The following is a 19,369-nucleotide window of genomic DNA, read 5'->3' on the forward strand; positions in this document are numbered from 1 at the left end:
TAAAAAAATGCGTATTCTCTGGATTACACACGATCTGTTTGAGGTTTTTCTACCCTATGTCAAGGGTCAACCAACTAAAGGAGGCTCCTGGATTGCTCCCCTATTCTACTCCATTCTCCGTCAACCCGATGTGACGCTTGCTGCAGTCACTCCCGTGATCGGCGGAGAAGAGCAGAAAAAGGAGATAGATGGTGTTACCTACTATTCGATAGGTATCCGCAAAAACGAAAACATGTCGCCCATGAGCAGCGATCTGGCTTACAGATACATATCTATCATCAACGATTTTCAGCCGGATATCATCCATATTCACGGCACAGAGAAGAACTTTGCGCTCCTGCGTAAATTTGTGGACGGGAGAATCCCAATCGTCTGTTCCATACAGGGTATTGTCTCCTGTTGCATCAACGGGTTGAACTGCAGTGTGGTCAACACCGGGATAAAAAAGCAGAGATCGGTAAAGAACAGGATCGGACGAGGCGGTGTAAGCTCCATGTTGAAGATCTGGAAAAAATATAGCGGAATTGAAAGAGAGATTTACCGGATCAACCGCTATTTTATCGGGAGAACGGCATGGGACAAGGCTCAACTCGCCTCGATAAATGCAGGGGCCTACTACTTTCACGGAGAGGAGTTGTTGCGCCCGGTATTCTACGAAGAGTCCTGGAACTTGGAGAGATGTGAACGTTACAGAATATTCGTCTCATCCGCCGAATACCCGCTGAAGGGATTTCACACCCTGTTGCAGGCTGTTGCTATCCTGAAAAGAGAATTTCCCGATGTGAAAATTGTTGCCCCCCTCTCCTCCTTCTCGCTGGAGTCATCCAAAGCAAGAGACCTCCTCTTTGCCGAAGATTACTCCAACTACCTGAAAAGCGAGATCAGGAGATTGAAACTGGAAAGCAATATCGTGCTGCTTGGAAGGTTATCGGCCGAAGAGATGGTTGCAGAATACCGGAAGGCTCACCTGTTTGTGTTGCCCTCATTTCTGGAGAACAGTCCCAACTCTCTTGGCGAGAGCATGATGATAGGAACACCGGCCGTGACTTCGGCTGTGGGCGGCGTTACCTCAATAGTAAGGGACAACGAAAGTTCGCTGCTCTTCCCTCCGGGAGACCATGCGCTTCTGGCCTACCAGATAGCCCGGATATTCACAAACGATACACTGGCACTGAGACTCAGTGCCCATGCCAGGGAAATTGCCCTAAAACGGCACAATGTCACTGAAACTGCCCGGCAATATTGCCGGATCTATTCTGAAATTATTAGACAACACCATGAAAGTAGTGCAGGTACTTCACGAGCTTAAATTCTCAGGCGCTGAGATAATGTATGTCGACGCCTCCCCATATTTCAGGGAGAAAGGGTGTAAATTGTCGGTACTGGCCACTGCGCCCAACCTGGGTGAGTATTCCCGCTATTTTGAAGAGGCAGGTTACCAGGTGCTCCATAAACCCTATCCTCGCGGATGGAACTTTGCATCACGCATCAGTTACTGGATCTGGTTCATCAGGTTGTTGACCCGTGAAAAATATGATGTGGTTCATATCCACAGTCATGCCATCATGTGGGGAATGGCACTCTGTGCATGGATTGCCGGCAAGCGGTCGGTCTACACCTTCCACAGCGTTTTCACCTCCCATTTCTACAGTTACCCCTATCACCTGTGGCAGCGGTGGTCGGCCAAAAAGATATTCGGATGCAGGTTTCAAAGCATCAGCCATACGGTTTACGAACACGAACTGGAACATTACCACAACAAAACCTGGAAAATATACAACTGGTACGGATATACCCGGTTCTTCCCGGCCATGAACGGCGAGAAAAAGAGAAACAGGGAGGAGCTCGGAATCCCGACAGATGCACTGGTCATCATCTCCATCGGTGGATGCAGCTTCATCAAACGGCACGAAGATATTATAAAGGCATTGCCACTCATCGCGAAACAGTACCCCAGCGTACAATATCTCCATCTGGGTAAAGGAGAAACCGAGGAGGCGGAGAAGAGGCTGGCTGCTGAGTTGGGCGTAGATAAAAATATCCGTTTCTGCGGCAATCAGACAGATATCCGCAAGTACCTGGTGGCTTCCGATATCTACGTGATGACAAGCAGGCACGAAGGAATCTCCATTACCACCATCGAAGCGATGGCGTGTGGCATTCCATCCATATTATATAACGTCGCGGGACTTCGGGATTTCAACATGACAGGCGAGAACAGCCTGCTCATTCCAGAAGAATACGGTGTTCTGGCAGAAAAGATCATCTACCTGCACCAGCATTCCGAAGTTTCGGCCCAGCTTGCTGCCCGTGCAAAATCGATGGTGAACAGCACCTACCATTTGAAAAAGAATGCGGAAGAGATCTATCAACTATACTCGTAACAGAAAGAGATGAATACGGTTAACAAACAGATAATCAGTCACGCTATACCGGTTACCATTCTGGTATTGACCGTCAACTCCGTGTGGTCCTTTGCTAAACGGTGGCGTTCAATCACCTCTGTACTGAACAATACAACCCTGATATGGGCATTGTCAATACTTATACTGGTTGTTTTCTTCCTGGCAAAGTACTCATTTTTTGACAAGAAGAACCAGCAGAACCTGCGTATTGTGTGGATTTACCTGATTTGGAACATCATCTGCATCATCAGGGGAATGCTTATTGCCGAGATTTACTGGGACTGGAAAGGATTGATAACAAATGCTATGGCACTGCTGCTTCCCATTGTGGCCTACTCGGCAACCAACCGGAAAGTTATCCAGTACATGCTCTCGTACTATATAAGGTATGTGCTTCCGCTTTTTGTAATCTTTGCACTTATCCTAAGGGCAGACGCATATGGGTTCTACCTGATACCGATGAGTTTTCTGCTGCTGTTTTTCCCGGTAATGACCATGCGACAGAAAATCCTGATGTTGGCGGTTACGTTTGTGGTAATAACCGCAGATCTGGGTGCCCGCAGCAACGTCATCAAATTTGGTATTCCAGTACTTATACTGGGATTCTATTACCTGCGGAGCATGCTCACGATGAAGATCCTCGAAACGGCACGCCTCCTGCTCTTCATCATACCGATAATGCTGTTTCTGCTGGGGGTAAGCGATATTTTCAACGTTTTCAAGATGGACGAATATGTGAAAGGCGACTACACCACGGTAGGTACTGACGAGTTCGGCAACCGGGTGGAAATAAATGTCACTACAGACACACGAACATTCATCTATACCGAGGTATTGCAATCGGCGATAAAAAACAATTACTGGTTGTTTGGTCGCACACCGGCTCGGGGAAATGATTCCGAGATATTTGGAGAACGGGCTTATGAGCTGACACGCAGAAGTGAACGGTTGGCCAATGAGATCGGGTTGGCCAATGTCTTCACCTGGACTGGAATTGTAGGAGTCATCCTCTATTCGCTGATCTTTTACAGGGCCTCCTATCTGGCAGTAAACCGGTCGGCCAATATCTATATCAAGCTGGTGGGAATTTATGTTGCCTTCCGGTGGCTCTACTCCTGGGTTGAAGATGTAAACAACTTCACACTCAACTACTTTATGCTCTGGGTGATGATGGGATTGTGCTACTCCTCCACTTTCAGGAATATGACCGACAAGGAGATCGCTGTATGGGTACGTGGCATCTTTGATGTCCGCTATATCCGTCTGCACAACTATTTGATAAAAAAAGAGAGGGAAAAGGAATGGGAAAAGAGGTAGCTGTTTTACTCACCTGTTACAACAGGAAGGCCCAGACAATAGCCTGTTTGGGGTCACTGTTCGAGGCAACGATTCCTGAGGATCTCCATCTGGATATCTACCTGACGGACGATGGTTCTACGGATGGAACGGGAGATGCCGTAAAGGAACTCTATCCCCGGATAACTCTCCTGAAAGGGTCCGGAAACCTGTTTTGGGCAGGCGGTATGCGGTTGGCATGGACAACCGCCTTGCAGACAAAACCGTACGATGCGTTCCTGTTGATAAACGACGATGTCAGGCTACAACGTGACTTCATGATCAACCTGATGAAAACCGAGGAGTATTCACTCCGAAAAAGGGGAAAAACAGGGATCTATTGCGGTACAACGGTAGACGGGAAAAGTGGCGATGTGAGCTACGGCGGCTCCAGGATAACTACCAACCATATTGTCATGCGAAGCAAGCTGCTCATCCCCAAAAACAAGCCTCAGGAGTGCCAGATTGCAAACGCCAACATATTATGGGTAAGCAAGGAGGTTGTGGATCAGATTGGCATTCTCGATGACCGGTTTACCCACGGGATTGCAGATTACGACTACTCACTCCGGGCCCATAAAGAGAATATACCGGTGTATGTGGCACCAAACGTATGCGGCATCTGTACTGACGATCATGGAAAGAGCTGGAAAAAGGGAGATCTTCCGTTAAGGGAGCGGATTGCCTATCTGAAAAGTCCAAAAGGGTTGGCTTACAACGAGTATCTCTATTATATCCGAAGACATTTTCCGATGTTTTTCCCCTACTCTTTCGTAATGCTCTGGATGAAAACATTTTTCCCGTTCTTTTGGGACAGATTAAAAAACTAAACACGAAGTGAAGAAATGGAGAGACAGAAAAAGAAGATACTGATGTTTCACCCGTCGCTGGCACCCTACCGGATTGATCAGTTCAATTCGCTGAATGAACTGTTCGACCTGACAGTGGTATTTCTTTTCGACAATATCTGGAACAACAATATGGACCAGGAGAGACTTCTTAGTCAATGCAGTTTCAAGATTTCCTACCTGTTGAAGGGGCCGAGCCGGAAAGGGAAAATACTCTTCAGGTTCGGGATGTACAGGATGATCAAGAAGCTTCAGCCAGATATTGTGATGGGATTTGAATATTCACCCACCACCCAGTTGCTGCTCTTATGGAGACGGCTGGGGCTCATTACACAAAAGGTTGGCACTACCCTGGATGACAGTATCGACATGTGCTACCACATGAAATCGGAGATAAGATGCCTGGCTAGAAAATATTCGGCAAGGTACCTCGATTTCTGGGTCGTCATGTCGGACGAGGTTTCTCAGTTTTATCAGGACCAGTTCAAGGTGAAGGAGCAGCAGCTTATCGTCTCCCCAATCCTGCAGAAACCGGAAAGGTTGCGGGAAAACGCACAGATACTTGAAACGGCTGCCCGCCAATATTATGTTGAAGAACACAGCCTCTACGGCAAGAAGGTGTTGCTGTTTGTAGGTCGACTTATTCCCGAGAAGGGGCTTTCGGGTTTCTTGAACACCCTCTCTCCCCTGCTACGCGAAACAGCCGACCTGAAGTTTGTAATTATCGGGGAAGGGAAAGAGTTTTCCCTACTTCAAACCATAGTGGAGGAGCAGCAGTTGCACCGAAAAGTGATATTTGCAGGAAGGCTCGAAGGAGAAGAGCTTCACGCCTGGTATACCTGCGGATCGGGACTGGTTTTGCCAAGTCTGTTCGAACCGTTTGGCGCTGTCGTGAACGAAGCGTTGATTTTCGGGATGCCCGTAATATGTTCGGAATATGCAGGCGCCTCCAGCCTGATGATATCGCCTGATCAGGGCATAGTGTTCGACCCTAAGGATGCGAAAGATACACTTGCGAAAACAAAACTGTTCCTGAAATCAATTCGCCCCATTGAGGAAGTGAGCTTGGCTGCCAAGCCCTCATTGATGGGTGATTATCAATTGAAGTTCAACAAAGAGTGGGGAAAATTGGCCTGATGAATTCGAATTTGAGACACATAAAAACTATGCACAGCAAACGGAAAGACATAATCTACCTTTTACATCTGCCACCACCGGTGCACGGATCCTCCATTGTTGGTGAATTTATTAAAGAGAGCCTGTTGATAAACAACGCGTTCCACTGCAGATACATCAATCTACTCATGTCACGCTATGTGAACGAAACTGGTAAAACCAGTCTCGCCAAGATGTTCCGGCTCGTGATAATCTGGTTTGATCTTTTAGGGAAGCTGCTTCACCGCAAACCCGATCTCTGCTACTTTGCCCTCTCTACTACCAGCGCCGCCTTTTACAAGGATTGCATTCTGGTGGGGTTGTTAAGGATCTTTAATGTGAAAATTATCTATCACCTTCACAACAAGGGAATACGGCAAAGTCAGAAGAGAAAGATCAACGACCTGCTCTACCGGTTCGTCTTTAAAAACTCCAGCGTGATCCTCCTTTCAGAGCGGCTCTACCTCGATGTTGAAAAATATGTCCTTCCCTGGAAAGTCTATTATTGTCCTAACGGGATAAAAGACTACCAGGTAGAAACGGAGCTGCTGTCACTGCCGGGCGATAAACCGTTCAGAATCCTGTTTCTCTCGAATCTTTTCGAGTCGAAGGGAGTTTACGACCTGATTGAGGCTTGCGCCATTCTGAAAGAGAAAGGATACAGCTTTGTCTGCAACTTCATCGGAGGCGAAGGGGATATCGACGAGGAGCAGTTCAACGACTGCGTCAGGCAGAAGATGTTGACGGAACAGGTGAAATACCTGGGAAAGAGGTTTGGAAAACTGAAAGAGATGGCATATGAACAGGCAGATGTGTTTGTGTTGCCTACCTACTATCCGAACGAATGTTTTCCGTTGGTCATTCTGGAAGCCATGCAACACAGCTTGCCTGTCATCTCCACCTTCGAGGGGGGAATCCCCGACATGGTCAAGGATGGAATCAACGGATTCCTGATTCCGCAACGCAATGCCGCAGCACTGGCAGAACGGCTGGAACTGCTTATTCGCTACCCTCAACTGAGAAAGCAGATGGGACTTGACGGACGAAGGAGTTACGAGAACAACTTCACCCTCGGTATTTTTGAACACCGGCTACTTGCCATTTTACAAGATGCAATCAAATAACCCACATATTGTAATAAACATGCTTACAGACACCACAAAAACACAGTACAGAAGATTCTTCTACTCCGATCCAAGTCCATACATTTCAGAACCATTTCTTGGACTGGTGGAGAATAAGGTTGAGCGGCTATACAGGCTTATGGACGAAGAAGAAAGATCTATCGGACTCATTCTCGGATTGAAGGATGGTACCCTCTATTCACCCTTCTCGGCCCCCTTTGGAGGATTCCACTATTCACACGAGCATGTATTGTACAGCGTCGTGTATGATTACCTCGCCGATCTGAAAACATTTATAAAAGGGCAAGGTTTCGACCGGGTAGTTATCACCCTGCCTCCCAATCCTTACCAGAAAAACATGAATGCAAAATTTGTGAATGCCTTCATCCGGCTTGGATATAACATGTCAACTCCGGATATCCAGAACTGCATTAACCTGAAAAAGTTCGACGGCAATTGGACAAAAAACACAGTGGGGCAAAACTGCAGAAGAGCAATCAAACGTCAGCTCACTTGCAGTATTGTCACTGACGAGGCTTCCAGACGTGATGCGTACGATGTGATTTTCCGGAACCGTGTTGAACAGGAACGGAAAATCCACATGACACTGGAAGATCTGCTTGAGGTAAACGAGATTATTCCAGTCGACTTCTTCCTGGTAAAAGACAAGGATGGGAGCAACATCGGAGCCGGTATATTTTATAGGGGGCACGACAAGATCGTACAGGGAATTTTCCTTGGGGATGATATGGAAAAGAGATCGCTGGGAATCATCGACTTTCTGGTGATGAACATCTTTGAGCACTACAAAAGTCTGGACTACGATTACATCGACCTGGGAATATCGAGCATGTGCGGCGATCCCAATGTCGGATTAATCCGGTTTAAAGAGATTCACAACTGTGAAACTTCACTCCGGTTCACCTTCTGGTGGAGCCCTGATAATAGTCAACCGTTTTACTTAAACCATAAAATTTAAGAGTTATGTTACACGAATTCAAATTGTTCAACGGATCCCTACAGGAGCTAAATCCGTCGAAAAAACTGATCACTACGCTTAATGCACATTCATTCAATACATTGCATAGAGACAAATTTTTTCGTGAAGCATTGAAATCAAGCGATACGTTACTACCGGATGGGATAAGTATCGTCTGGGCCCACCGCCTGCTGGTCGGCAAAAAACTAAAAAAAATTGCCGGTGACGATCTGTTCCGGTACGAGATGGAACGGCTTCAGTCGAAACGGGGCAAATGTTTCTTTCTGGGTAGTTCCGAAAAGACATTGAACCTGATTCGTGAAAAGGCAAAGCAGGAGTATCCCGATGTGGAGGTTCACAGTTATTCACCCCCATACAAGCCGGAATTCAGCGAAGAGGAGAGCCAGCAGATGATCGATGCGGTTAACAGGGTTGAACCCGATGTTCTCTTTATCGGAATGACCGCTCCCAAACAGGAAAAATGGGCGTTCAAATATTACCAGATGCTGAATGCGGGGCATATCTGCTGTATCGGTGCCGTATTTGATTTCTATGCAGGAACGGTAAAACGGGCTCCGGAATGGATGATATCGCTGGGTATGGAATGGTTTTACCGGTTAATCAAGGAGCCACGCCGCATGTGGCGCAGGTACCTTATCGGAAACACGCTGTTTGTCAAAAGCATTCTGTTGGAAAAACTGGCAGCATTCAATCATCAATTCCGTGTAGTTTTACGCGACGTACTCTATTAAACTGAAAAACAAACGTTTTGTTTTTCAAAACAACAAAACCACTAATTGTTCATTGTACACTTTTTTATTTCGTAGTTATGGAAACAGATCACCCGGGAATACGTTTTTTTTATCTTCTTTTAGACTTGTTACTTCTGAACATTGCGGTCTTAATTGTTTTCCAGTTTAGTCCGGTTAACGATTATATGGACGTACCCCGAAGAAACCTGTATTTTTTACATGCTAACATCTCGGAAATCATTGCATATACCTTGTACGGGAAGCGAAATTTCTTCTTTACCGATAAATACAGGTATAGGTTGAGGATAATCATCATTCGATTTCTGATATTGATCATCACCCTCTTCTTGCTGGGAGAGATATTTCTTCCGGAGGATTATTACCGGATATTCATACTGGAATATGTGGCCTTCTTCTTCATGTTCAAGGTAACGATATTCTATTTTATCTATCAATTCCACCGTTATCGTTACGCAAAAGGATATTCTGTCAGCCGCGTAGTGATTCTGGGCACAGGTACGCCAAGCAGGGTGCTGGGGAAGATACTTAACAACAATCCTACGTTGGGATTCAAACTGGTAGGATATATCTCCGACAAGAAGAACGGGTCGAACGAGAATCATCTGGGAGAGTTGAAGGAGCTGCCGGAATTGGCCAGGGAGCATGCCATTAACATGATTTTTGTGACCAATCCCAAGTACTTCACCCGGAAAAATACCAAAGAGCTCCTGGCGTTATGCAACAAAACGGGACTCAGGGTAAGATACATCCTCATGAATGGATATTGGAGCAAATGCATGTACCGGAAGATAGAGTCTGCCCGCTTTTTTGAGATGTTCAACCCGCAACAGATTCCGCTGGACAACCTGACGTTGCGCCTACAAAAACGGGCATTCGACGTGATCTTCTCCTCGGCAGTCATCCTCTTTATCTTCACCTGGCTGGTACCTATACTGAGTATCATCATCAAACTTAACTCGAAAGGTCCGGTATTTTTTGTCCAACAACGGACAGGTATCAACAACAAGACCTTCAACTGCATCAAATTCAGAACCATGAAGGTGAACAACGAGGCCAACACGAAACAGGCGGTAAAGAACGATAACCGGATAACCTCCATCGGCAATTTCCTTCGCAAATACAATATCGACGAACTGCCCCAGTTTTTCAATGTCCTTATGGGAAACATGTCGGTAGTCGGGCCGCGTCCGCATATGCTCAAACACACCGAGCAATACTCCGCACTGATTGAGTCTTACAAGGTTCGCCACTTCGTGAAACCGGGCATCACCGGCTGGGCTCAGGTGAACGGTTACAGGGGACTGACCGACGAACTCTGGAAAATGCAAAAGAGGGTGGAATACGATATGGAGTACTTGGAAAAGTGGAACTTCCTGTGGGACATCAAAATCATCGTGATGACCCTGATCGGTAAAGATGCATATAAAAACGCCATGTAAATATTTTACATATATTTGCATTTTAAATACAACAGACTAAATCATGACAAAAGTAGCATTAATTACAGGTATTACAGGACAGGACGGATCCTATCTGGCAGAGTTATTGATAGACAAGGGGTATGAAGTTCACGGGTTGTTGCGCCGTTCATCGTCGTTCAACACCGGGCGCATCGAGCATCTCTATCTCGATGAGTGGGTAAGGGACATGCATCAGAAGAGGCTGGTGAATCTTCACTATGCCGACATGACCGACTCCAGTTCGCTGATCCGGGTTATCCAGGCCATACAACCCGACGAGATCTACAACCTGGCTGCCCAAAGCCACGTCAAGGTGAGCTTCGATGTACCGGAATACACGGCCGAAACCGATGCAGTGGGTACGCTCCGGCTGCTGGAGGCAGTCCGCATTCTCGGTCTGGAGAAGAAGACCCGGATCTATCAGGCCTCAACTTCAGAACTGTACGGCCTGGTACAGGAGGTGCCGCAGAAGGAGACCACTCCCTTTTATCCACGTAGCCCATATGGTGTGGCCAAACTGTACGGCTACTGGATTACCAAGAACTACCGCGAATCGTACGGCATGTTTGCTGTAAACGGTATCCTCTTCAATCACGAGAGTGAACGGCGCGGTGAAACCTTCGTCACCCGAAAGATCACTATCGCGGTTGCCCGGATCTCACAACAGATGCAGGACAAGCTATACCTCGGAAATCTTGACGCATTGCGCGATTGGGGATATGCAAAAGATTATGTGGAGTGCATGTGGATGATGCTCCAGCATGAAACGCCAGAAGATTTTGTGATTGCCACCGGTGAGATGCACAGTGTGCGTGAGTTCTGCACGCTTGCCTTCGCTGAAGCGGGCATTCATCTACGCTGGGAAGGCGAAGGAGTTAACGAAAAGGGGATCGACACCGCAACCGACAGGATTCTGGTGGAGGTAGATCCCAAATACTTCCGGCCCGCCGAAGTGGAACAGCTTATGGGTGACCCCACCAAAGCGAAAACCCTCCTTGGCTGGAACCCCAGAAAGACCTCGTTCGAAGAGCTGGTCAAACTGATGGTGAAGCACGACATGAAATTTGTGAGAAAGTTGAAAGCGAAAGAGCAAATCGACAATGAATAAAGGGAGTAAAATATATGTTGCGGGACATAAGGGGCTGGTTGGCTCCGCCATCTGGAAGAACCTGCAGGAGAAGGGCTACACAAACCTCGTCGGTCGCTCCCATGGAGAGCTGGACCTGTTGGAGGGGACAGCCGTAAGGGCATTTTTCGACAAGGAAAAGCCCGAGTATGTGTTCCTTGCCGCGGCCCACGTCGGCGGTATCGTTGCCAACAACACCTACCGGGCAGATTTCATCTACAAGAACCTTCAGATCCAGAACAACGTCATCTACGAGAGCTACCGCCACAACGTGAAGAAGCTGTTGTTTCTAGGCAGTACCTGTATCTATCCCAAGGAGTCTCCGCAACCGATGAAGGAGGAGTACCTTCTTTCATCCCCCCTCGAATACACCAATGAGCCATACGCCATTGCCAAGATAGCCGGCCTGAAGATGTGCGAGAGTTTCAATATCCAGTACGGAACAAACTATATTGCGGTAATGCCTACCAACCTCTACGGGTTGAACGACAACTTCCACCTGGAGAACAGCCACGTGCTCCCGGCCATGATGCGAAAGATGCATCTGGGCAAATGTCTGCTGGAGGGAGACTGGGAAGCTGTTAGAAACGACCTGAAACGGAGACCGCTGAACAGTGTCAGCGATACCAGCCCCACCGGAGAGATCATGGAGGCATTGAACCGGCAGGGTATCTTCGCCGGGCGTGTTGAGCTTTGGGGAACAGGGCAACCCCTAAGGGAGTTCCTCTGGAGCGAGGATATGGCCGACGCCTCCGTCTATATCATGGAGAAGGTAAATTTTGATGACCTTAAGCAAGGAAAGAGCGAGATCCGCAACTGCCACATCAATATCGGCACCGGCAAGGAGATCAGCATAAAGGAACTTGCCAAAACAATACAAACCATTATTGGCTATAAGGGAGAAATCCGGTTCGATTCGTCAAAACCCGACGGCACAATGCGAAAACTGACCGATGTGTCGAAACTGGCATCGCTTGGCTGGAAATACCGCGTCGAGATCGAAGAAGGCATCAACCGGATGTACAACTGGTATATAGCCGATCAAAAAAATAAAAAATAACCGTTATGGAATATAGAAAACTAGTAGAGGTCGAATTCAGGGAGTTCGATCGTGAAGCACTGCAAAAATCATGGGAATGGCTGAACGATCCGCAGCTGAAGAGTTTGACAATGACTCCCGACTTTGATCAGGAGTCGCAGGAGAGATGGTTTGAAAGCCTGAAAACACGGACCGACTATTACCTGCGTGCCGGATGGTACCAGGGTGTACCCGTCTCTGTTTACGGCCTGAAGCATATTACCGACAAGGATGGGGAGGTTTTCGGATATATCGGCGAAAAGGAGCTTTGGGGCAAGACAGTCGCCATACAGATGATGCTGGATGTAATCGACTATGCCCGGTCGCGTAACCTGGAATCGATCTACTGCATTACCCTGAAAGAGAACAAACGGACCTACAGGTTGTGTAGCCGATTCGGCTTCGTAACGGAGAAAGAGGTAGGCGAGGATGCCATCATGATGAGGCTTCGCTTTTGAATTACTCCACTGTAACAGACTTGGCCAGGTTACGTGGCTGATCCACGTCACATCCCTTTACCACAGCAATATGGTAAGCCAACAACTGTAACGGGATTACCGAGAGTAACGGCGTAAGGCAGGGGAGGGTCTCCGGCACCTCAACCGAAAAGTCGGACAATCCCCTGACTACCTGATCACCTTCGGTCACTACCGAGATGATTCTCCCTTTTCGGGCCTTGATCTCTTGAATGTTGCTGGTTACTTTTTCGTAGGTGTCAGACTGGGTGGCGATGACGATCACCGGCATCTCGTGACTGACCAGTGCAATAGGACCGTGCTTCATCTCGGCTGCAGGGTAGCCTTCGGCGTGAATGTAGGAGATCTCCTTCAACTTCAGCGCACCCTCCAACGCCACGGGAAAGTTATACCCTCTTCCCAGATAGATGCAGTTGCCTGCGTAGGTGAAAGTCTTGGCATACTGCTCGATCTGGCCGCTTTTCTTCAGTATCTCTGCCACCTTCTCCGGAATCAGGTTCAGTTCACGGATCAGGTTGAGATACTCTTCCCTGCTGACAGTTCTCTTCTCTTTGCCGATCAGGATAGCCAGCATGGTGAGCACGGCCACCTGTGCGGTAAACGCCTTGGTGGATGCAACCCCGATTTCGGGTCCAACGTGCGTATAGCAACCCGAATGGGTGTTCCTCGGAATAGAGGAACCCACTACGTTGCAGATGCCAAAGATAAATGCTCCGGCATTTTTGGCCAATTCGACGGCAGCTAGCGTGTCGGCAGTCTCACCCGACTGGGAGATGGCAATTACAATGTCATCCTTGTGAATCACCGGCTTACGGTAACGGAACTCGGAGGAATACTCCACCTCCACCGGGATACGGGCGTACTCTTCGATGGCATACATGCCGATCTGAGCCGCATGCCAGGAGGTGCCGCATGCAGTGATGATGATACGGCGGGCGTTGAGAAATTTCTCGCGATTGTCAATAAAACCGGCCAAGGTAATGTTATTGCCCTCAACGTTCACCCTTCCCCGCATGCAGTCGCTCAATGTATGGGGCTGTTCGAATATCTCCTTGAGCATGAAATGGGGATAGCCTCCTTTTTCAAGTTGGCTGAGTGTCATCTCAAGTTTCTGTATTCTGGGGGTCTTTTCGATATTGGTGATGGTTCGGATCTTCAGAGCTTCCCCTCTCCGGATAGTAACTATCTCCTCATCGCCTATATAGGTCACCCGGTTTGTAAATTCGATAATAGGTGTAGCATCAGACCCGAGGAAGTATTCATCCTCTCCGATACCGACCACGAGAGGACTTCCTTTTCTTGCAGCTACGATCTGGTCGGGATTGTTCCGGTCCAGCACTGCAATGGCGTAGGCGCCTACCACTTGCGTGAGGGCCAGTTGTACAGCTGTAGAGAGATCTGTGCCATTACTTCTCTTCATAAACTCGATCAACTGTATCAGCACCTCGGTATCGGTCTCGCTTTGAAAGGTATACCCCTCTCTGACCAGCCCCTCCTTAAGCAAGCCGTAATTCTCGATAATCCCGTTGTGGATGATGGCCAGCTCCTCCGACTGCGAGTAGTGGGGATGGGCATTGTGCTGTGTTGGCTCTCCATGGGTGGCCCAACGGGTATGGGCAATACCCACGGTACCGGCCACATCTTTCTGTTCGGCATAGTGCTCCAGCTCCGATACTTTTCCCTTGGCCTTGTACACTTTCAGGTTGCCTTCGTGAATCAGGGCGATTCCTGCACTGTCATATCCACGGTACTCCAGCCGGTGGAGTCCCTTGATGAGGATTGGATAAGCCTCTCTGTTACCTATATAACCTACAATTCCACACATCTTTCAATTTTTATCGAAATAATTGTAATCTGTCAATAAATATAGCTATTAAAATAGCAAAAGTAATATAATTACCCGATATATCACAACATATATTAACTGTTTTCGGTATTTAACAATCAAATTGTTTTTGACCATCTCCTCAAAACAGGGAAGAAACCATTAAGAAAATGGAGAGATTAATCATTTGATTAAAACATCTGTTTGAATATCGAAAAAAATTCTCATCTTTGCAGAAAATCAAATATATGTCGGAAGAATCACTCAACAAAACAGGGGGTCTGGATACGGAAGAGAAGATCAAGGAGGCAGCCAGGACCATCTTTCACCAGAAAGGGTATGCAGCCACCCGCACCCGCGACATTGCCGAGGCAGCCGGGGTCAACCTGGCCCTGTTGAACTACTATTTCAGAAGCAAGGAGAAGCTGTTCAATATCATCATGTCTGAAACACTTGGCAGATTCATGGAGAAAATCAGGCTTATCTTCAATGATCCCGGCTCCACACTGGAAGAGAAGATTGGCATGATTACGAGCCAGTATATCGACTTGTTGATCGATGAGCCGGAAATACCACTGTTCATTATCAGTGAAGTGCGGACCAATCCCGAGCTACTGCTGGAGAAACTACCGATCCGCGACCTCATCTTCCGGACAATATTTTACAAGCAATTCCAACAGGCAGTAGCCGAACGTCGCATAGATGCCATACACCCGATACACTACCTGATGAACATGATCGGTCTGATTATCATGCCGGCATTGGCAAAGCCAATTTTGCAAAGCGCGTTCCATATGAACGGGGATGCGTATAAAGAGTTGATGGAAAATCGCAAACAACTTATTCCCCGATGGTTATATACCATCCATCTCAATTCAAACCAAAGTGACAATGAAAAGTAAAATCCTTCTCCTCTGCCTGATATCTCCATGGCTTTGGCATGCAGTTCAGGCGCAACCGATCACTATTGACGAATGTTATGCATTGGCCAGGGAGAACTATCCGGCTATCCGGCAGTTTGACCTGATTGCCAAAACGAGCCGTCTGGATATCCAGGAAGCCAATTTGCATTATCTGCCCCAGGTCACCCTATCGGGTCAGGCCACCTACCAGTCAGAGGTAGTGGATTACACTGAAATTTTCGGCGGCAGTCCACTCCCGTCGGGCATCACGCTCCCGGTACTGAGCAGGGATCAGTATAGAGTTCTTGGCGAGATCTCCCAATTGATTTACGACGGCGGGCAGATCCGGCAGCTGAAAGATCGGCTCAGGGCCAATCGCCAGGTAGAAGAGAGTAATCTGGAAATCACACTCTATGCCATCAACAGCAGGATCAACACCATCTACTTCTCCATCCTGCTGATGGATGCCCAGCAACAGCAAATTGAACTGAGCCGGTCGAATCTCAGACACCAACTGGAGAAGAGCGAGGCAGCACTGGCCAATGGCATGGCATTCAGAAGCAACGTGTCGGAGCTCAAAGCAGAACTACTGCAGTATGAAATGCAGCTCACCGAGTGCAAGTCCCACCGCACCGCCTTACTGAAAATATTGTCGCTCTTCACAGGCAGAATGCTGGCGGAGGATATCGAACTGATAATGCCTCGGATCGAAGCCAGGTCAGCCAGCATCAACCGGCCTGAACTTAAATGGTTCGACTCCCGTGTCGCCCTTTACGACGCACAGCGGCATCAGCTGCGTCCGGCCTACCTGCCTAAAATTACCGCTTTTTTGCAGGGGGCATACGGCAGGCCCACACTCAACATGCTCAAGAACGAGTCAGGTCCCTGGCTTGTAACCGGCCTGCGTTTCAACTGGTCGCTGAGCCAATTATACTCACTCGACAACCGGAAACGTTCCATCACTCTTTTTCAGCAGGCAGTCGATACGGAGAGGGAGACCTTCCTGTTAAACACGAAAATGGAACTTGTCCAGCAGGATGAGCAAGTGAATAAATATGAGCAGCTAATCAAACAGGATGAGGATATCATCGCCTTGCGGGCCGCCGTGACCCGGTCGGCCGAAGCCTAGCTTGAGAACGGTGTTATCACAGTGCACGAGTATATCCAGAAAATGAATGCAGAACATGGCGCCCGACTTAACAAACTGCTGCACGAAATCCAGTTGCGCCAAGCCATCTACAATCAGCAATTCCTCTCCGGCAACTAAATCGTTAGAAGATGAAAAGAAACATTATTCCTCTGATTATCCTGCTCACAGCCTGCACCTCGGGCGAACCTTCTGATGCATCGGGAAATTTCGAATCGGACGAAGTGATCGTCTCCGCACGACAGAGCGGTACCCTGCTCTCCTATTACGTAAAAGAGGGTCAAAGCCTGGTGGCTGGCGACACTGTTGGGCAGATCGATGTTTCCCTGTTTGAGCTGCAGAAGGAGCAGGTGGAGGCCAGTATCCGGGCATTGCAGGATCAAACCGTATCGGCCAATGATCAAGTTGAGCTGATCCGACGTCAGCTCGAGGTACAACAGGCACAACTTTCTCAATTACAACGTGAGAAGATCCGGTTCGAAAACCTTGTCAAGGCAGATGCCGCAACGCAGAAACAGCTTGACGACATCGTCGCCTCGATCGATCAGCTACAGAAACAGAGAGCCGTCACCGAGCAGGAGCTGAAACTTGCACGCTACAACACCGAGACCCGAAACAGGAGCATCCTCAGCGAGCAAAATCCGCTTGAAAAGGTGGTTGCACAATACCAGGAGCAGATCAACCGCGGGAAGGTAATCAATCCGGTTCAGGGCACGGTGATTGCCAATTATGCCCTGCAGGGTGAGATGCAAACCGTAGGCAAACCTCTCTACAAGATTGCCAACCTCGAGTGGCTCGATCTGCGGGCCTACATCACCGCCAACCAGATGGTGCAGGTGAAACTTGGCCAGGAAGTGACGATCCGGGTGGATGACGGGAAGAGAGGCTACAAGGAGTACCCGGGCACCATCACCTGGATTTCGGAGAAATCGGAATTCTCACCCAAGAATATATATACCAGGAAAGAGCGGGCCAATCTGGTATATGCCATCAAGGTGAATGTAAAGAATGATGGCTATCTGAAAATCGGCATGTACGGGGAGGTACGCTGGAAAAGTAAACAGAAATGATTGCAGTTGAGGTAGATGAGCTGGAAAAGCGTTATGGAGATTCGGTTGCCCTGAAGAAGATTTCGTTCGAGGTAAACCGGGGAGAGCTGTTCGGTCTGATCGGACCAGACGGAGCTGGAAAAACTACCCTCCTCCGGATATTGGCTACCTTGTTGCTGGCCGACAAGGGCAGGGCAACCATTCACGGATATGATACGGTGAGGGAGTACAGGACTATCCGCAACTTGGTGGGCTATATGCCTGGGAGATTTTCACTCTATCAGGACCTGACGGTGGAAGAGAACCTCCGCTTCTTTGCAACACTGTTTGGCACTACCGTCGAGGAGAATTACGGACAGATTAAGGATATCTATGATCAGCTGTCCCCCTTCAAGAGACGAAGGGCCGGGAAGCTGTCGGGCGGGATGAAGCAGAAACTGGCCCTCTGTTGTGCCTTGATCCACAAGCCAGAGATCCTGTTTCTTGACGAACCGACCAGCGGTGTAGATGCTGTCTCCAGAAAAGAGTTCTGGGGGATACTTCATAGGTTGAAACGGCAGGGGATCACCATTCTGGTTTCGACGCCTTATATGGATGAGGCGATGCGTTGCGACCGGATTGTTCTGATCCAGAACGGCATCATCCTCTCCATCGACTCACCAGCGGAGATTCTGCAGCACTATCCAGGCCCTCTCTTTGCCGTGAAGGCGGACGACATCTATGGTCTATTGAAATTTGCTCGCGAGTTGGAACCGGTTGAGCTGAGCCATGCATTTGGAGAATATCTCCACATCACGCTAAAGGACAAGAGAGCCGGATTGGAACAGTTGCACGTTCTCCTTGAAGAGTGTAGATTTCCGGGATTGGAGATAAGGAGGATCAACCCGACCATTGAAGACTGTTTTATCCGGTTGATGAGCGAACCTGAACTAAATGGGAACCGAAATGGATAAAGTTATCGTATGCAGGAATCTGACGAAACAGTACGGCAATTTCAAAGCGGTAGACTCCATCAATTTTGAGGTGAACGCCGGAGAAATTTTCGGATTCCTGGGAGCCAACGGCGCAGGAAAGACTACGGCGATGCGGGTCTTGTGCGGTCTCTCCTATCCCACTTCCGGAGAAGCCTGGGTAGCAGGGTTCAACGTCTACCATCAACAGGAGCAGATCAAGAAGCATATCGGGTACATGAGTCAGAAGTTCTCGCTCTACGAAAATCTCACCGTGTGGGAAAACATCCAGTTTTACGGCGGAATCTACGGTGTGCCTCATGCTGAGATAAGGAAACGCGGCAGGGAACTGATCGTCTCACTCGGTCTGGAAAAAGAGATGAAGAAACTGGTAGGAGAGTTGCCACTGGGCTGGAAGCAAAAACTGGCTTTCTCGGTCGCCATCTTTCACCAGCCCAGGATCGTCTTTCTGGATGAACCGACAGGAGGGGTAGATCCGCTCACCCGACGCCAGTTCTGGGAACTGATTTATGAAGCCGCCGCCGGCGGTATTACAGTTTTCGTCACCACCCACTACATGGACGAGGCGGAGTACTGCAACCGGATCTGCGTGTTGGTGGACGGGAGGGTGGAGGCGCTCGACACGCCCTCCAAACTGAAATCGATCTTCAATGCCAGTTCGATGGAAGAGGTCTTTTATCAACTGGCCAGAGGAGCCAAACGAAAAAGTGATTAAG

General features: G+C 48.4%; 18 protein-coding genes. 17 read left to right on the forward strand and 1 reads right to left on the reverse strand.

Going from position 1 to position 19,369, the window contains the following annotated elements:
- The first annotated feature begins 7 nt into the window (after nt 1–7).
- The 12 genes from ING2E5A_RS09805 to ING2E5A_RS09860 all read left to right on the forward strand — a co-directional run bounded on the left by ING2E5A_RS09805 (nt 8) and on the right by ING2E5A_RS09860 (nt 12,741).
- The gene (locus ING2E5A_RS09805; RefSeq protein WP_071137252.1) at nt 8–1,309 is read left to right on the forward strand and encodes a glycosyltransferase family 4 protein; all 1,302 of its coding nucleotides are present in this window, start codon (nt 8–10) and stop codon (nt 1,307–1,309) included.
- Nucleotides 1,278–2,384: a glycosyltransferase gene (locus tag ING2E5A_RS09810; protein ID WP_071137253.1), complete on the forward strand. Its 1,107-nt coding sequence runs from the start codon at nt 1,278–1,280 to the stop codon at nt 2,382–2,384. Before ING2E5A_RS09805 ends, ING2E5A_RS09810 begins: the two co-directional genes overlap by 32 nt.
- Before the next feature lie 9 nt (nt 2,385–2,393).
- Nucleotides 2,394–3,722, forward strand: coding sequence for a hypothetical protein (locus ING2E5A_RS09815; protein ID WP_071137254.1), 1,329 nt, complete (start codon nt 2,394–2,396; stop codon nt 3,720–3,722).
- A complete protein-coding gene (locus tag ING2E5A_RS09820) occupies nt 3,707–4,570 on the forward strand; it encodes a glycosyltransferase family 2 protein (RefSeq protein ID WP_071137255.1) in 864 nt (287 codons plus the stop codon). Before ING2E5A_RS09815 ends, ING2E5A_RS09820 begins: the two co-directional genes overlap by 16 nt.
- A 15-nt stretch (nt 4,571–4,585) precedes the next feature.
- Nucleotides 4,586–5,725, forward strand: coding sequence for a glycosyltransferase family 4 protein (locus ING2E5A_RS09825; protein WP_071137256.1), 1,140 nt, complete (start codon nt 4,586–4,588; stop codon nt 5,723–5,725).
- A 29-nt stretch (nt 5,726–5,754) separates the two neighbouring features.
- The gene (locus ING2E5A_RS09830; protein WP_071137257.1) at nt 5,755–6,867 is read left to right on the forward strand and encodes a glycosyltransferase; all 1,113 of its coding nucleotides are present in this window, start codon (nt 5,755–5,757) and stop codon (nt 6,865–6,867) included.
- Nucleotides 6,854–7,846: a hypothetical protein gene (locus ING2E5A_RS09835; RefSeq protein WP_071137258.1), complete on the forward strand. Its 993-nt coding sequence runs from the start codon at nt 6,854–6,856 to the stop codon at nt 7,844–7,846. Before ING2E5A_RS09830 ends, ING2E5A_RS09835 begins: the two co-directional genes overlap by 14 nt.
- A gap of 5 nt (nt 7,847–7,851) precedes the next feature.
- Nucleotides 7,852–8,598: a WecB/TagA/CpsF family glycosyltransferase gene (locus ING2E5A_RS09840; protein WP_071137259.1), complete on the forward strand. Its 747-nt coding sequence runs from the start codon at nt 7,852–7,854 to the stop codon at nt 8,596–8,598.
- A gap of 77 nt (nt 8,599–8,675) precedes the next feature.
- The gene (locus tag ING2E5A_RS09845) at nt 8,676–10,058 is read left to right on the forward strand and encodes an exopolysaccharide biosynthesis polyprenyl glycosylphosphotransferase (protein ID WP_083373286.1); all 1,383 of its coding nucleotides are present in this window, start codon (nt 8,676–8,678) and stop codon (nt 10,056–10,058) included.
- A gap of 43 nt (nt 10,059–10,101) precedes the next feature.
- Nucleotides 10,102–11,187, forward strand: a complete 1,086-nt coding sequence (gene gmd, locus ING2E5A_RS09850) for a GDP-mannose 4,6-dehydratase (RefSeq protein ID WP_071137260.1) — start codon at nt 10,102–10,104, stop codon at nt 11,185–11,187.
- On the forward strand, nt 11,180–12,265 hold the full coding sequence (locus ING2E5A_RS09855) for a GDP-L-fucose synthase family protein (RefSeq protein ID WP_071137261.1): 1,086 nt from the start codon (nt 11,180–11,182) through the stop codon (nt 12,263–12,265). Before gmd ends, ING2E5A_RS09855 begins: the two co-directional genes overlap by 8 nt.
- Before the next feature lie 5 nt (nt 12,266–12,270).
- The gene (locus ING2E5A_RS09860) at nt 12,271–12,741 is read left to right on the forward strand and encodes a GNAT family N-acetyltransferase (RefSeq protein WP_071137262.1); all 471 of its coding nucleotides are present in this window, start codon (nt 12,271–12,273) and stop codon (nt 12,739–12,741) included.
- A 1-nt stretch (nt 12,742) separates the two neighbouring features.
- On the opposite strand, the gene glmS is transcribed toward ING2E5A_RS09860, so the two are convergent.
- Nucleotides 12,743–14,584 carry a glutamine--fructose-6-phosphate transaminase (isomerizing) gene (gene glmS / locus ING2E5A_RS09865; RefSeq protein WP_071137263.1) on the reverse strand — a complete coding sequence of 614 codons (1,842 nt, stop codon included), beginning with the start codon at nt 14,582–14,584 and terminating at the stop codon, nt 12,743–12,745.
- Between the two features lie 230 nt (nt 14,585–14,814).
- Between glmS and ING2E5A_RS09870 the strand changes: the two genes are divergently transcribed.
- The 5 genes from ING2E5A_RS09870 (at nt 14,815) to ING2E5A_RS09890 (ending at nt 19,368) form a co-directional block, all read left to right on the forward strand.
- The gene (locus ING2E5A_RS09870; protein WP_231960369.1) at nt 14,815–15,486 is read left to right on the forward strand and encodes a TetR/AcrR family transcriptional regulator; all 672 of its coding nucleotides are present in this window, start codon (nt 14,815–14,817) and stop codon (nt 15,484–15,486) included.
- Nucleotides 15,476–16,615, forward strand: coding sequence for a TolC family protein (locus ING2E5A_RS09875; protein WP_083373287.1), 1,140 nt, complete (start codon nt 15,476–15,478; stop codon nt 16,613–16,615). The genes ING2E5A_RS09870 and ING2E5A_RS09875 overlap by 11 nt, the downstream gene beginning before the upstream one ends.
- A 149-nt stretch (nt 16,616–16,764) precedes the next feature.
- Entirely contained in the window at nt 16,765–17,703 is a 939-nt protein-coding gene (locus ING2E5A_RS09880; RefSeq protein ID WP_071137265.1) for an HlyD family secretion protein, read from the forward strand.
- Entirely contained in the window at nt 17,700–18,635 is a 936-nt protein-coding gene (locus tag ING2E5A_RS09885; protein ID WP_071137266.1) for an ABC transporter ATP-binding protein, read from the forward strand. The genes ING2E5A_RS09880 and ING2E5A_RS09885 overlap by 4 nt, the downstream gene beginning before the upstream one ends.
- Nucleotides 18,628–19,368 carry an ABC transporter ATP-binding protein gene (locus ING2E5A_RS09890; RefSeq protein ID WP_083373426.1) on the forward strand — a complete coding sequence of 247 codons (741 nt, stop codon included), beginning with the start codon at nt 18,628–18,630 and terminating at the stop codon, nt 19,366–19,368. The genes ING2E5A_RS09885 and ING2E5A_RS09890 overlap by 8 nt, the downstream gene beginning before the upstream one ends.
- Nucleotide 19,369: the final 1 nt, after the last annotated feature.

Origin of the sequence: Petrimonas mucosa, assembly GCF_900095795.1 — a bacterium.
In the GTDB taxonomy this organism is placed as follows: Bacteria; Bacteroidota; Bacteroidia; order Bacteroidales; family Dysgonomonadaceae; genus Petrimonas; species Petrimonas mucosa.